The following is a 14,648-nucleotide window of genomic DNA, read 5'->3' as shown; positions in this document are numbered from 1 at the left end:
TCTCATTTGTATCTTGACTAAAATTTCTTTTCTCCATAATAAATGCTTGTCAAAACCTTATCCATTTCAGCCGCATCCATTGTGACTGGATTTCTTTGGGTCGAGCCCATCAGTGAATGCTTTAGCAACTCATCATAGTGGGTTTTGAATTCCTCTTCCGGGATGCCCGCAGCACTAAAGGAGTTGGGGATATTAAAGGTTTTATTGAGATCTTTGACTTCTTCAATAATGTTTTTTCCGATTAACCGGGATAGCTGTTCCAGATCCTCAGCTACCGCAGGATCCCGCCCATTATATTCCAGCACATAAGGCAGGGCAATCGCATTAAGCAGTCCATGACTAGTTCCAAAACGCCCCCCGAAGGCATGGGCAATGCCATGATCCATTCCCAGACCGGCATTTTGAAAGGCGAATCCGGCCAGACAAGAAAAATTGTGGACATGCTGCCGGCTTTCGATATCACCAATTTCAAAGGACTGGCGCAGGTGTTTTAACAAACCTTCCACTGCTCCTTTTGCAATCGTTTTGGTGAAGTCATCAGCGTTTTTATTGATATACGCTTCAAGACTATGGGTCAAGGCATCCATTCCCGATTCGACCATCACAGTGGGCGGCATCGACAGAGCCAGTTCCCCATCCAGAATAGCTAGATCCGGGATAAAAGCCTTGGTTTTTAGGCCTATTTTGATATTTTCTTCCGGGAAGGTAATCACTGCCGCCCGAGTGACCTCGGATGCCGTTCCGGAGGTTGAGGGAATCGCTACCAGCTTAACCCGCTCCCGTTTTTCCGGTGCCTGGCCGTTTTTTATTGCATCAATGGTTAACCCCTCGTACTCGCACATCAGCGTCATGACTTTGGCCGCATCCAGAACCGAACCACCACCGATGGCAATCACCACGTCTGGATTAAATTCCTTCATCTTAATCAGACCCGCTTCTATATCTAACACACTGGGGTTTGCTCCGATACCGCTGAGGATGTCGTAATCCTTGTCACTTTCTTTTAAAAATGCTTCGGCTCGTTTGATTGTCCCATTTCTGAATAAGGCTGTCTTTCCGGTTACAATAAAAAACCGTTGTCCCATGACTTTTTTAATGGCCTCCAGGCTGCCCGGTCCGGTAATAATCTCATCGCCGTAAAATTTTAAGCTGCTCACTTTTTTTCTACCCCCTTGTCAAAATTCAATGTAATCTTGGTTCCCTTTTTTTCTTCACTCTCGATAATCATTCCAGCATGGTGTCCATCGACAATCCAATTGGCTATTGACAATCCCAAGCCGGTTCCACCTTCAGTTCGGGAACGCGCCTTGTCAACCCGATAAAACCGTTGGGTTACCTTGTTAATCTCATCTTTAGGAATTCCGATCCCCTGATCAATCACTTCCACTAGTAGGCCCTGAAGGGTCTGTTTCCCAATGATCCGAATCGTAGTATTTTCACTGCTGTATTTAATGGCGTTGTCCAATAGAATAATTAGCAACTGGGTAATTTGCTTTTCATCACCGATGATGACCAGATCATCGTCTAGCTTATTAATAAAAGCAATTCCTTTTTTCCCGGCTAAGGGCGCCATTTTTTCACAAACCACCTTGATTAAATAGGTTAAATCGATTGGTTCCTGCTGTACCATCATATCGCCAGAATCCGCCCGCGCTAAAAACATCAGATCTTCGACAATATGCTGCATCCATTGGATCTCGTCATAAGCATTGTTGATCCAAATCAGCTGACTTTCAACACTTTCATCAGCGCTGGCCTTGACCACTTCCAGATTTGTCTGGATCACGGCAATCGGTGTTCGTAGCTCATGGGATGCGTCGGCCAGAAATTCCTGTTGTCTTTCGACACTTTTTTTAATCGGGATCAGGGACCGACCAGACAAAAAATACCCCCCCAAAAAGGACAATGAAGCCCCGATCAAAATGGTAAATCCGACCATTTCCTGAGCATTTCCCAACAGTGATCGTTCCGACGCCATGTTTTTCATGCCTTGAACAATTTTTAATTCACCATTTTTATTGACCACTGCATAGGTGCAAATTTTATAATCCTTGTCGCCATGCTTATAGTTGCTGATCGAATATTTTTCTTTATTACCTTCGAAATAGTGCTTCGAAATATCCACTAGCTTTGCTTCTTCAAGCGGTAACGAATAAGACTGATCCAGAACCCTGAACTGTTGATCGAAAATCACATAGGAGATATTGTTTTGAACAAGACTGCGGGTATATTCAAAATAACCCTGTTTTTCTTCTTCGGTAACCTCCTGGCCCGCTTCCTGTCGCTCCAGATATTCAATTTCGTTGGCCAGCTGCGAACAATATATTTTGAGATTATTATTCACATTTGTTTCAACATCCATGCTTAAAACGACGTATAGAAAAATGGAAATAAATAATAGGAGTCCGATAAGGACTCCCGTATTCATGAGCGTGAGGTTGATCCGAAGCTTGTTAAGGCTTAGCATTCTCCTTCTCCTTTAAAACGTAACCCAATCCGCGGATGGTTTTTATATAGGCTTGAGAGGAATCCAGCTTTTTTCTTAAATAATGGACATAGATCTCAACACTGTTCTCCATCGCCAGGCTCTCAACCCCCCAGATCCGGTCCAAAATCTGTTCTTTTGAGATAATCATCCCGGGATTGCGAATAAACATTTCCAGCAACTGGGCTTCCTTGGCAGTCAGTCTGTTTAAGATCTCATCAACATACAATTCCCCTGAATTGATATTTAGCGAAATGTTTGAAAAGTGGATCACATTATCCTGATAAACCTCCCAGGGTCGCCGACCCAGGGCTCTTACCCGGGCTATTAACTCTTCGGTCACAAAGGGTTTAACCAAATAATCATCAGCGCCCATATTTAGTCCGTTGACCTTGTCTTTGGTGTCATCTTTGGCCGTTAATAAAAGAATCGGAACATTCTTTCCTGCTTCCCGGATCGATCGCAGAATTTCTAAACCAGTCATCCCCGGGAGCATAATGTCCAGGATAATCACATCATAGACATCATTCTCGCTGAGTATTTTTCCTTCAATGCCATCATTAACAACATCGACTAATATTTTATTTTTCTCAAAAATCTTCCCCAGTGCCGCAGCCAGGGGCTTTTCATCCTCAACTAAAAGAACGCGCATCGTTTTTCTCCTCTATAGGTTGCTCTCTTGCTTCTTTTTCTCAGGAAATACTTCTTCTAACAGTTTGTCCATCGGAAGAATGGTTCCCTCGAACTTGGGTTCTTCAATGACCCGACGGCACTCAAGGAAAATCCGTACCGCACCCTCATAGTTCTCCAGAAAATTATCCGACTGCAGGATTTCCCGATCCATCAGATGGTAAATGAATAATCCCATGAAATAAACCTTATCCGGCTCGATATTTTTGAGATTGACGTACTTGAAAAATGCCGAAAGGGCATTATCTTCTTTATCAAGAATTTCCCCAGCAATCCGTACCCATTCCTGAGACAGGGTCTCGGTGACGGCCTCCTTAAAGGCAACCCATAAAATCGCCCTAGCCACCGAATCCTCGACAATATTTAGTGAGTTCTGAACAGCTTCTGCCCCCTGATTGAAGGCTTCGATAATTTTCGGCGCATAGGTGATCTGACCCAGGGTATAATTTTTTCTCAAGCCAGCATCAGGATCGATCAGTTTATTTAGTAGGATGTCGTCCTTTTTTAGTTCAGTTTGAATCACGTACCACTCATCATAGATACAGTAGGGCAAAAATCCGAAATCATTAAAAATATGATTGATAATCCGTTGAACCTGCAGGTATTTATCGCGTTTTCGCTGAACTTCTTTCTGCTTTTTGAGAAAGGTTTCCATTTGATAATAAAGGTTATGTCGTTGAAAAAACCGTTCCATCTGAGCAATGGTCTCCGGTTCGTCACTGTAAAAGATCAGTTCATCCAGTTCGCGTTGCTCTTCTCCCAAACTTCGACCATTGTTCATAATCAGCTGCAAATACTGCTTGTCCTCATAGGTCACCCGATTGCAGGGATGATAAAGAGGATTGGGAAAGGCTTCAGTATAGATAAAAAACACCTGCCGACTTCGTCTAAAGTAAATAATATAGCCCTTGGTTGTAAAAAAACCCCAACCTTTATCACTGGGTTTATTGCCATGTTTAATATGAAACCCTTCCGTGTAGAGGCAATTTTTAAGGAGGTAGGTGACAATTTTCTCGTTGTTGTCAATCCCCATATTTCTTAAGTTTTGTCGATAATAAGCCCAAAGCAGCTCAATCGCGGTGCCTTTGGGGTCAAACAACGCCCCCATCGAAAACATCTTTTGACTTTTTAAATTTTTGACAATACACAAAAGCAAACAATCCAAATGGATTGCTTCAATGAATTCACCCGGTTTTATTTTTCCCAGATCTTCGACAACCTGGTCATTGAAATATTCCAGACTGTCTTTTTTGAGCTTGTCCTGAAGCTTACCCGTCTTCTGATTGAACCGATCAATAGCGTTGGCCACTGAAAACAAGACACTTTCTGAAACAAGGGTCAGAACCACCTTTTTTTTCTTATCCCAGGGATAAAAAACATTTTTCAGGATCACTTCATTGATGATTTCCGAGGATTGTACCTGATAGTCTACCAGGACATCGCTGGGAATGGAAATGTAAATCAGTTTAGGCTTATCTAGGGTGTCAATGATCAGACCCCGTCGGCTTAAAAACACATTCGCTTTGATCAGTTCGTCCTCAACTCCGCAATTGACTTCCACCTCTTCCAGAAACTGTTCATTCTGGATCATATAGGCAATAAAATTACGGGTAGTATCGAGCCCCTGTTCAATTAAATTGGGTTCAAACCCATAAAGCAGCAGAATATGGACAATCCGGACGATATCCCGTTGCCGATCGACTCCACGACTTTCTTTAGCTCGAATAAAGGTCTGATTAAGCGGAGAATCTAAATCGTAGTAGTCCGGCGCCACCGAAAAGAGCGCCTCAACTGCGAGTAGAATCAGCAGATCTGCCTCAACTGAAACCATCCCATTTTTTTGAACATCCTTATTTTTTTTAAGATTATTAATCATCCATTGGTACATGTCATCTAATTTTTCAATACCTTTTTTCAAGACGTTGTTACAGTCTCCACAAAGGCCATCATATTTTATGTTTAATTTTTCATTATCTATCTTATAATTTCTATCAAAAAAACCGATTGTCTTTCCACATTTATTGCACGGTGTTTTCATTATTTATAATCCTTCCCTATCGTCCTGCTTACTTTTCTCTAGATTCACGAATTTTCTCATGCTTTTTTACAGGCTTCACCCATTATCTTGATGTCATACTATAGTTTACCATAAAACCGCGCTTTTTACTCAAAAAAAATAAAAGAGCAAGCTAAATTAAGCTTGCTCTTTTATCAATTAAATCGGGCTTATTATATCATCTCAACGGCATCAATGGTTCCGCCACCAAGACAAATATTGGCCTGATACAAAACCACTACCTGTCCCGGGGTTACCGCTTTTTGGGGTTGATCAAATTCAACGTAGATGCGATCCTGAGTCACTCGAACCATTACCCCTTGATCGGACTGACGATACCGGAATTTCGCGGTACACTTAAACTCTTTGGCCGGGGGATAACCACCGATCCAATTCATTTCGGTGGCTTCCAGGGCTTTTGAGTACAAGGCCGCATGGCCTTCTCCCTGAACCACCACTAATTCATTTTTATTCAAATCTTTCTTGACTACAAACCAGGGTTCTCCGCTTCCTTCACCGCCAATCCCCAGGCCTTTTCGCTGCCCCAGGGTATAGTACATCAGACCCTGATGGCTTCCCTTTACCTGACCAGCCAGATCGACAATCTTTCCTGGCTGAGCCGGCAGGTACTGACTGAGAAACTTGGTGAAATTCCGTTCGCCAATAAAGCAAATCCCCGTTGAATCCTTTTTCTTGGCGGTAACGAGGTTGTTTTTGATCGCTATCTGACGAACCTCGTCTTTGGAAAGATGGCCAATCGGAAATAATACATCAGCCAGCTCTTTTTGCCCCAATTGACAGAGAAAATAGGTTTGATCCTTGTTGTGATCAAAGGCTCGTTTTAATCGGTACTGTTCGTTGACAAAATCAATTTGAGAATAATGACCGGTGGCCAAATAATCACCACCTACCACCTTGAGCGCATAATCCAAAAATCGTTTAAATTTTATTTCCCGGTTACAAAGCACATCGGGATTGGGTGTTCGTCCTTTTTTATATTCTTCCAGGAAATATGAAAAAACAGAGTCGTAATATTCTTTGGCAAAATTCACTGTATAGTAGGGAATATCAATAGCATCACACACCCGTCGCACATCATCATAATCTTCCGTGGCGGTACATACCCCCGATTCATCCTGCTCTTCCCAGTTTTTCATGAAGACACCGATGACTTCATAACCACGTTCCTTTAACAATAATGCAGCAACCGATGAATCAACCCCTCCTGACATGCCCACAACGATTTTCATTTATGTTTTCCCCCTCTGATTTTTACCATTTCAACTATTTGCTATTGTACAACCATTTCTTGGGCCATTTTTTTGGCTAATTCATTTAAATCAATGATATCCTGCTCATCTGGGGTTCCCTTAATCATCAGGATCTCATCAATGGTATCGACCTTTGCCTCGTTAATAAAATAATTGAAGTTTTTATCAGCTCCGCCGCTCCAGCTGTAATCAGCAAAAAATCCAACCTTGTGATTATCAACTTTAATTTCTCCCAATTTATAAAGCAGATTGGCCATTTTAGGAAAAATCTGACCATAATAAGATGGTGCTCCTAAAAACAAACCCTTATACTTCCAGATGTCAGAGATGATATATGAAATATCCGTCTTGGCGACATCATAAAGCTTCACCTCTTTGACCCCTTCATGCTTTAAGGCAATGGCTAATATTTCTGCTGCTCTTTGGGTGCAACCATACATCGAACCATAGGCGATGACAACTCCGGGATCGGTTTCTTTGGCACTCATTTTGACGTACATATCCAAAATATATTTGGGATTATCCCGCCAAATCAAACCATGAGATGGACAAATCGTTCCAATTTCGATTCCACTAAGCTTATTAAGTGCTTTCAACGCCTGTCCGGCTACCTTGCCAACAATAGTGGCATAGTAACGGCGGGTTGGTTCTTCAAAGCCTGCCAGATCATTCTCGTCATCAAAAATGCTTCCAACCGGGGCTTTAAAACTGCCAAAGATATCCATCGAAAAAAGCACCTGATCGTTCGTATCATAGGTAACCATCGATTCTGGCCAATGAACCATCGGTGTCATGAAAAACTGGAGGGTATGTTTTCCCAAACAAAGGGTGTCACCTTCACCTACCTCGTGAAGATTTTCGGTAATTTTATAAAAATTGTTCATCATCGGGAAGGTTTTTTTATTTCCGACAATGACCATATCCGGATACTCGGCCAGCAGATCATTAATCCCACTCGAGTGATCTGGCTCCATATGATTGACAATCAGATAGTCGACCTTTTTGTCTCCAATAATGGATTTAATTTTTTCTATATATTCATCCGCTTTGATGGTCTTAACCGTATCAATGATAGCTACTTTATCATCATTGATTACGTAAGCATTATAAGAAACGCCTTCTTGATCGATTGGCCATAGACCTTCAAAAAGTGTCGTCTGATAATCATTCACGCCTACCCAAAAAATATCGTCTTTGATTTTTACTGCATTCATATTATTTCCCCACTTTCCTTATCTTTTCTCGACTTTAAATATAACCCTAAATTGAAAATATTTCAAGAGAAAAAAACAGATAGTCCGGAATGAATCCAGAGAAAATGGCTATGCTGTGTTCTTACCTAGATTGTGGTATCCGGCAAAAAATAAAAAAGAGATGCTCGACACACCTCTTTTTTAAGAAAATTAAGAAAGGAAATTAAAACGTTTTCACACCATGGATTTATTATAACCGATTACATTTCAAAAATCCAGTGTTTTTTTTGCTTTTTATGCATTATTCTAATTATTTTTCCTTTTACTGCCTTTGTTATTTAATAAAAAGACTTGCGAAATTTTACCCTCCATTCCATTTACAGTTTTTTTGATGCTGTGCTATAATGACAAAGACCAAATATCTATCTGAAGTGAAAGGAGCTGGTAAAATGATTGAAACAAAAGATTCTGTCTCTTCAAGCGATTCACAATGGACCGAGAAAGAAATCAAAGAAGAATTACGTCGATTATTCCTGGGCGGCGATGACTGGAGTAAGGAAGCCTGTTTGGGATACTTTTTAAAAACATGCCAACGCACAAATCTGGACATCAAAACGACTCAAACGCTGGCAATCACACTCTATCATCTTTTCGATGAACTAACCGTAAGCGATGCAAAAAAATTCTACTACAACGAGTGTCACGCCATTTTATCCGGAGACAATCATAATTAATTTATGTACGATATTGACGGACTTACTCAGCATGCTTGAGTAAGTCCGTCTTTTAGATACTGGAGTAAGCCGAATATATCTCAAAAACTGGCAACATGATCGCTGCCAAAACAAATAACACCAATCCTCCGAAAATTAGCAGAATAAGAGGTTCCAGCGAGGTATTCAGCAGCTGGATGCGGCTGCGAATTTCATCTTCGTAAATCAGATTCAAGGTACAAAGCACTTCCGGAAGAGCTCCGGATGCCTCTCCAATGGCAACCAGCTGACAAAAAAGACTGGGTACTACATCACTTTCTGCCATACTTTGACTCAAGCTTTTTCCGTTGGTTACCTTTTCCCGCAGAACGATCAACTCACCTTTAATATACCGATTATCGGCAATTCCTTCCAAACGTTTTAATGCCGCCAGAAGATCGATCCCGCTTTCCAGAAGCATTCCCAGGGTTGCGGCAATTCTGCCCAGATAACGTTGGTGATTAATGGTTCCAATTAAAGGCAGCTTTATTTTTAGCCAATCCCTGAAATTTGCGACCGAGTCGATCTCTGTTAAGCAGGTAAACCCTGCCGCCAGCCCGACCGATATTAAGATCATCATTGGCCATCCGGTACTTAAGGCGTGACTCAATCCCATCAGAAACCGCGTTGGCCCGGGCAGGTCTGCATTCATTATCAAAATCATGTCGGCAAAGGTCGGCAGGACCGTGGTAATTAAGAAAATCAACACTAACACAAAGACAATACTCAGGATCATGGGATAAAAAAGGGTCTGCTGGAGCTGCGCCCGGTTTTTTTCTTCTGTTTGATAATGCGCTGCCATTTTCAAGAGGATGTCATTGAGATTTCCGCTGATTTCTCCTGCTTCCACCATAAAAACGAATAAAGTTGGAAACGACTTGCGATAAACGGTCATCGCCTGGGATAAACTGGCTCCGGATTTGATCTGATGACATACCCCTGAAATGTCCTGGGCAAACCCCTTGTTTTTTGTCTCCTCACTGATAAGCTCCAGACATGTTAAAATCGGGATTCCGGCGTTTTGCATGATATGGAACTGTCTGCAGAATCGGCTCAACTCACCATCGGTTACCGTTCCAATCCGAATGCTAATTTCTTTGTTCAATAATTCCCGTGACTTCTTTTTTTCACCAATTTCCAGTACAATCAGATTTTGAGTTTGCAGAATCAGCGCTACCTCGCGGCGGCTTTGGCCTGCCATTGTTCCGGTGACGGTCTCACCCCGCTGGTCTTTTGCTTTATAAGTAAACTGTTTTTCCATTTTGCCACCCTATCGATGCCAGTCATTTTCGAAGGCCAAAATTTCCATGCCCTGCGAAATTGTGGTCTCTCCCAATAACAGCTGCCGTTTCAAAGCATCCTCAATGGGTCTAAAGCCTTCGGCAATGGCGACTTTTCGGATGCTATCATAATCCTCACCTTGATCGATCGCCTCACGGATCCTTCTGGTGATTTTAAGCACCTCCTGAACTGCAATTCGCCCATGATAACCGCTGCCATGACAAAAGGAACAGCCGACCGGAAAAAAAAGCTCAAAGTCCTGATCCGGCATTCCCAGTAATCCTCTTTCTAGCTCGGTTGGCTGCGCTTTTTTTCGGCAATTGGGACACAACCGCTTGACCAGTTTTTGTGAAACTACCCCTCTTAGCGTCGCCGACAAGAGATACAAGGGGATCTTCATATCCATCAAACGATTGATCGAGGCAATGGCATTGTTGGTGTGAAGGGTAGATAATACCAAATGCCCGGTGATGGCGGCTCGAATGGCCATCTCGGCGGTATCTTCGTCGCGGATTTCGCCGACCATAATCACATTGGGGTCTTGTCTTAAAATAGCTCGCAGGCCATTGGCAAAATTAAGTCCGGTTTTTTCGCTTACCTGAATCTGGTTGATATCTTCCATTTGGAACTCCACCGGATCTTCAATGGTGATAATATTCTGCGTTCGAGGATCCATGCCATTAAGTAGACTATATAGCGTCGTTGATTTTCCACTTCCTGTTGGTCCGCAAATCAGAATCATGCCATGAGGTGCTTCCGTTATTTCTTTCAACAGCTGTTTTTGTTGCTTGGAGAATCCCAGCTCATCAACTGATATCAGAAATTTCTTTTGATCTAGCAGGCGTAATACGATCTTCTCCCCGTGAATGGTTGGAATAATCGATAAACGCACATCAATCTGGCGACCCTCATGATTGGTTGTGAATGCACCATCCTGGGGTTGCCGATGCTCGGCAATATCGCAGCCTGCCAGTATTTTAAGGCGGGTAATCACGCCCCGCCACGACTCTTTACTTATCCGACCAATCGTTTTTAAGGTACCATCAATGCGAAACCGCACCTGCACCTTTTGCGAAAAAGCTTCCACATGAATATCACTGGCACCGCGGGAAACACCCTCGTCAATCAGATCGTTTACAAGGTTGATTACCGTTGGCTCCTGCCTGGCTTGTTTTTGTTCTCGATGCGTTATTAAATCTGCCCTTTCCTGATTGGCATACTGCTGGTGATAGTATTTGTCAATTAAATCCTCAACACAACCCTTTTCGGCAACCAATATTTTTAGTCGTTTTTCAGCAATTCGCTTAATACTTCGGATCGTTTCTTCATCCGATGGATCTGCCATAACCACGGTCAGTTGATCATCATTTTGCTGATCTAATGGAAAAATCAGATACTTCCTGGCCTGTTCTTTCGAAAATAAGCTCAAAGCCCGGGGATCAATCACATCTTTGCGGGGATCATAAGCTTCAAATCCCCACTCATTATGAAAAATCTGTACAATTTCCGCCGCTGTGATAATCCGATCTCTTACCAGCACATCTAAAATCGATTCTTTTGTCCGCTTTGCTTCATCAATTCGCTCAGCTATATGCTGTCGGGTGATCATCTTGTTTTTGAGAAGCATTTCCAAAACCAACATATTTTCCTTCATCACACCTCCTAATGACTGGGCTTTTTTGTTTGTCAATGATTGCAGTATAAATGATTTGTAATAAAATATCCAGCACTATTGGCTTGCATTTAGCCCGAAATTGACTTGGGACCCAATCATATCTATCAAAAATGCTTTTTATTCTTCAGCATCTTATTCGCTTGCTTTGGTTCAAGTCTTAAGGCCAAATACTGCTATTGCAAATCACACCCTGATTATATATAATGAGCGGAGTTACAACTATTTAATACGATTTAGATCAGGAGATATATTATGAACATCGTAATTGCCGGTGCTGGCAAGGTTGGTGAAGTGCTCTGCAGTGATCTTGCCAGGGAAAATCACAATATCATGCTCATTGAACTCAATGAAACACGCCTCGATCAATTTATCAACTCCTATGACATCAGCGGCATTCACGGCAATGGTGCCATGTTTGACATTCAGACAGAAGCTGGGGTCGATAGCTGTGACGTGTTTATTGCAGTCACTCGTAATGATGAAACAAACATTATTGCCGCAATTACCGCCCGCAAACTTGGTGCTAAATTTACCGTTGCCCGGGTTCGTGACCCGGAATATTCAAAACAAATGACCTTTCTGCGGGAAATCTTAGGGATCACCTTGATAATCAATCCGGAGCTGGAAGCTGCCCAGGAAATAACCCGCACACTCCTGTTTCCTTCTGCTTTGCATGTCGAAACCTTTGAACACGGCCGCGTTAATATGATTGAGGTGGTCCTGAAAGAAGGCACGCCGCTGGTTAATTTAATGCTCAAAGAACACAACAGTCGTTTCGGCGAAGTGGTCATCTGTATTGTGATCCGGGATGATCAGGTGATGATTCCAGACGGCGAAATGATCCTTCAAGCCGGCGATCATGTCATGGTTACCGGCAGTCCTGGCGAGGTTCGGGTTTTCTCTAAGCATTGCCAGCCCGATCTGGCTAAACTTAACTCGGCTGTGATTATCGGCGGCGGCAAACTGACTGATTATCTTTTAGCCCGGCTGATAAAAATGCGGATGTTTATCAAGGTTATCGAAATTGATGCCGCTAACGCTGACCGGCTTGCGATTAAATATCCCCAAACTGAAATTATATTTGGTGATGGTACAAAACAAGCCTTTCTAAATGAAGAACACTTTTCTGAATATGATTCAGTTATCGCCTTAACCGGAGTCGATGAGGAAAACATCTTAATTTCCATTTATGCCTCACGGATGGGGGTCAAAAAAACAATTACCAAGGTAAATCGTACTGATTTACTAAAGGTGCTGGATAATGTTGGGCTTCAATCGATTATCACGCCCCAGCGACTGATCGCCAACCATATTATTCGTTTTATTCGATCGATCGAAAATTCTCAGGGTTCTAACGTCAGCGCCTTTTACCGCTTGCTAGATGGTCGGGTTGAAGTTTTACAGTTTAAGGTTAAGGAATCCTGCTGCGAAATAGCGATTCCACTGAACGACCTGCACACCAAGCCCGGACTGCTAATCGCCTGTATTATCAGGGATGGGAAAATTATCTATCCTAAAGGCAGCAGTCAGATTTTACCCCACGACGATGTCATTGTCGTAACCACTAAACACAAAAATTTCCAGGACATCGATGATATTTTTGAAAAAAAACGAGGCCGCCTATGAATCGAAAAATGATCCGTTACGTTCTCAGTCGGATTCTGTTTATCAATGCCTTGTTTATGATTCCGGCACTGCTTGTTGCACTGATTTATAAAGAAGGCTGGTCCGGCATCTTCCCTTTTCTTCTCAGCATTGCGATTACTGGTGTTTCCGGGCTCCTGATCGGTTTTCGCAAGCCCCTGAATACTGATTTTTTTGCTCGAGAAGGCCTGGTGCTGGTTGCTTTATCTTGGATCGCACTGTCGTTTTTCGGTAGTCTGCCATTCTTACTAAGCGGCGCCATCCCCAATCTCATCGATGCTTTTTTTGAAACTGCCAGCGGTTTTTCGACCACTGGTGCCAGTATCTTAACCGATGTGGAAGCACTTCCCCACTCGCTTTTGTGGTGGCGAAGCTTTACCCACCTGATTGGTGGAATGGGAGTTCTGGTGCTGGCTTTGGCGGTTATGCCAAAAATCGAATCTGGCGATGTATTTATTATGCGCGCCGAAGTTCCCGGCCCGACCTTCGGTAAGGTGCGAACCAAGCTAAGAAGTTCCGCCCGGATTCTCTATGTCATTTATTTATCAATGACAGCTGTGCTGGTGCTATTACTAAAGCTGGGAGGCATGCCCCTCTTTGACAGCTTTATCCATGCCTTTGGCGCCGCCGGTACCGGGGGGTTCAGTAATAAGGCGGCCTCTATTGCCTATTACAACAGCACTTATATCGATTACCTGCTGGCCATCAGCATGATTCTTTTTGGGATCAATTTTAATTTATATTATGCCTTGTTTTTTATGCGAATGAAAAATATTTTTAAGAATGAAGAGCTTCAGTGGTATCTGGGCTTTATCGCTTTTGCGGTGCTACTGATCTGCCTGAATATCCGCCACTTGTATGCGTCAATTGGCCTGCTTGTTCGAGATGTATTTTTCACGGTTGCCACCATTATCACGACCACCGGCTACGCAACGGCTAATTTTGATACCTGGCCGGTATTTTCCAAGATCATTCTCCTGTTTCTGATGTTTGTTGGGGGAATGGCCGGCTCGACAGCTGGCGGAATCAAGGTCAGCCGGATTGCCATATATATTAAGACAACCATCCAGGAAATCCGTGTCAATGTCAGTCCCAACCGACGGTTGCCGATCTTATTTGAAGGCAAGTCGATCGGCCCGATTCTCAGCCGTCAGACCAGTGTTTATTTGATCACCTACGCTTTTATGTTTGTCATCTTTCTACTCATCACCTCGCTATCGGCACCCAATTTTACAACTGCTTTTACTGCTGTGGCGGCAACCTTTAACAATATCGGTCCCGGCCTGGATATGGTTGGGCCAATGGGAAATTACGCTGGCTTTAATAATCTAACCAAATTTTCTCTCAGTCTGGTTATGATTATGGGCCGGTTGGAAATTTTCCCAATTCTGGTGCTGTTTAGTCCCAGAACTTGGCGGCGGGGATAGCTTGTCAAATTTTCCAGTTAAAAAACCCCTGAAACCATAGGTAAGATTTCAGGGGTTTTTTTTCTAACTATTTTTACATCTCGAATGAAAAATCACTGATTTGAAAGTCGTTTTTCTAATCTCAGATTCCCATTTTTCGTTTTTGCTATTATTTAAAATTCTTAGCAGTACTTA

General features: G+C 42.7%; 11 protein-coding genes. 3 read left to right on the top strand and 8 right to left on the bottom strand.

Annotated elements, in window-relative coordinates; translation table 11 throughout:
- Nucleotides 1-17: 17 nt before the first annotated feature.
- From QZ998_RS05810 to QZ998_RS05785, 6 genes are all read right to left on the bottom strand, one after another.
- Nucleotides 18-1,157, bottom strand: a complete 1,140-nt coding sequence (locus tag QZ998_RS05810; protein WP_296558810.1) for an iron-containing alcohol dehydrogenase — start codon at nucleotides 1,155-1,157, stop codon at nucleotides 18-20.
- Nucleotides 1,154-2,362 carry an ATP-binding protein gene (locus QZ998_RS05805; RefSeq protein WP_296558809.1) on the bottom strand — a complete coding sequence of 403 codons (1,209 nt, stop codon included), beginning with the start codon at nucleotides 2,360-2,362 and terminating at the stop codon, nucleotides 1,154-1,156. The genes QZ998_RS05810 and QZ998_RS05805 overlap by 4 nt, the downstream gene beginning before the upstream one ends.
- Before the next feature lie 91 nt (nucleotides 2,363-2,453).
- Nucleotides 2,454-3,137, bottom strand: a complete 684-nt coding sequence (locus QZ998_RS05800) for a response regulator transcription factor (protein WP_296558808.1) — start codon at nucleotides 3,135-3,137, stop codon at nucleotides 2,454-2,456.
- Nucleotides 3,138-3,149: 12 nt separating this feature from the next.
- A complete protein-coding gene (locus tag QZ998_RS05795; protein WP_296558806.1) occupies nucleotides 3,150-5,093 on the bottom strand; it encodes a hypothetical protein in 1,944 nt (647 codons plus the stop codon).
- A gap of 311 nt (nucleotides 5,094-5,404) precedes the next feature.
- Nucleotides 5,405-6,481, bottom strand: a complete 1,077-nt coding sequence (mnmA, locus tag QZ998_RS05790) for a tRNA 2-thiouridine(34) synthase MnmA (protein WP_296558804.1) — start codon at nucleotides 6,479-6,481, stop codon at nucleotides 5,405-5,407.
- A 41-nt stretch (nucleotides 6,482-6,522) separates the two neighbouring features.
- Nucleotides 6,523-7,716: an FprA family A-type flavoprotein gene (locus QZ998_RS05785; RefSeq protein ID WP_296558802.1), complete on the bottom strand. Its 1,194-nt coding sequence runs from the start codon at nucleotides 7,714-7,716 to the stop codon at nucleotides 6,523-6,525.
- Nucleotides 7,717-8,144: 428 nt separating this feature from the next.
- Here QZ998_RS05785 and QZ998_RS05780 point away from each other — a divergent pair, with 428 nt between their 5' ends.
- The gene (locus QZ998_RS05780) at nucleotides 8,145-8,429 is read left to right on the top strand and encodes a hypothetical protein (RefSeq protein ID WP_296558801.1); all 285 of its coding nucleotides are present in this window, start codon (nucleotides 8,145-8,147) and stop codon (nucleotides 8,427-8,429) included.
- 52 nt (nucleotides 8,430-8,481) lie between these two features.
- Here QZ998_RS05780 and QZ998_RS05775 read toward each other — a convergent pair whose 3' ends face one another.
- Entirely contained in the window at nucleotides 8,482-9,708 is a 1,227-nt protein-coding gene (locus tag QZ998_RS05775) for a type II secretion system F family protein (protein ID WP_296558799.1), read from the bottom strand.
- Nucleotides 9,709-9,717: 9 nt separating this feature from the next.
- Complete coding sequence (locus QZ998_RS05770) at nucleotides 9,718-11,382, bottom strand: GspE/PulE family protein (protein ID WP_296558797.1); 1,665 nt, start codon at nucleotides 11,380-11,382, stop codon at nucleotides 9,718-9,720.
- A gap of 273 nt (nucleotides 11,383-11,655) precedes the next feature.
- On the opposite strand from QZ998_RS05770, the gene trkA reads away from it, so the two are divergent.
- Entirely contained in the window at nucleotides 11,656-13,029 is a 1,374-nt protein-coding gene (gene trkA / locus QZ998_RS05765; protein WP_296558795.1) for a Trk system potassium transporter TrkA, read from the top strand.
- Nucleotides 13,026-14,474 carry a TrkH family potassium uptake protein gene (locus QZ998_RS05760; RefSeq protein ID WP_296558794.1) on the top strand — a complete coding sequence of 483 codons (1,449 nt, stop codon included), beginning with the start codon at nucleotides 13,026-13,028 and terminating at the stop codon, nucleotides 14,472-14,474. The genes trkA and QZ998_RS05760 overlap by 4 nt, the downstream gene beginning before the upstream one ends.
- Nucleotides 14,475-14,648 lie beyond the last annotated feature (174 nt).

The sequence above is a fragment of the uncultured Acetobacterium sp. genome (genome assembly GCF_927416815.1).
Classification (GTDB): domain Bacteria; phylum Bacillota; class Clostridia; order Eubacteriales; family Eubacteriaceae; genus Acetobacterium.
This window is presented reverse-complemented; position numbering and strand designations above follow the sequence as displayed.

Bases quoted from the DNA above. Each gene is read 5' to 3' on its own strand.
- QZ998_RS05800 (WP_296558808.1), bottom strand. From the start codon at position 3,137: ATGCGCGTTCTTTTAGTTGAGGATGAAAAGCCCCTGGCTGCGGCACTG.
- trkA (WP_296558795.1), top strand. From the start codon at position 11,656: ATGAACATCGTAATTGCCGGTGCTGGCAAGGTTGGTGAAGTGCTCTGC.
- QZ998_RS05770 (WP_296558797.1), bottom strand. From the start codon at position 11,382: ATGAAGGAAAATATGTTGGTTTTGGAAATGCTTCTCAAAAACAAGATG.
- QZ998_RS05775 (WP_296558799.1), bottom strand. From the start codon at position 9,708: ATGGAAAAACAGTTTACTTATAAAGCAAAAGACCAGCGGGGTGAGACC.
- QZ998_RS05780 (WP_296558801.1), top strand. From the start codon at position 8,145: ATGATTGAAACAAAAGATTCTGTCTCTTCAAGCGATTCACAATGGACC.
- QZ998_RS05760 (WP_296558794.1), top strand. From the start codon at position 13,026: ATGAATCGAAAAATGATCCGTTACGTTCTCAGTCGGATTCTGTTTATC.
- mnmA (WP_296558804.1), bottom strand. From the start codon at position 6,481: ATGAAAATCGTTGTGGGCATGTCAGGAGGGGTTGATTCATCGGTTGCT.
- QZ998_RS05785 (WP_296558802.1), bottom strand. From the start codon at position 7,716: ATGAATGCAGTAAAAATCAAAGACGATATTTTTTGGGTAGGCGTGAAT.
- QZ998_RS05805 (WP_296558809.1), bottom strand. From the start codon at position 2,362: ATGGATGTTGAAACAAATGTGAATAATAATCTCAAAATATATTGTTCG.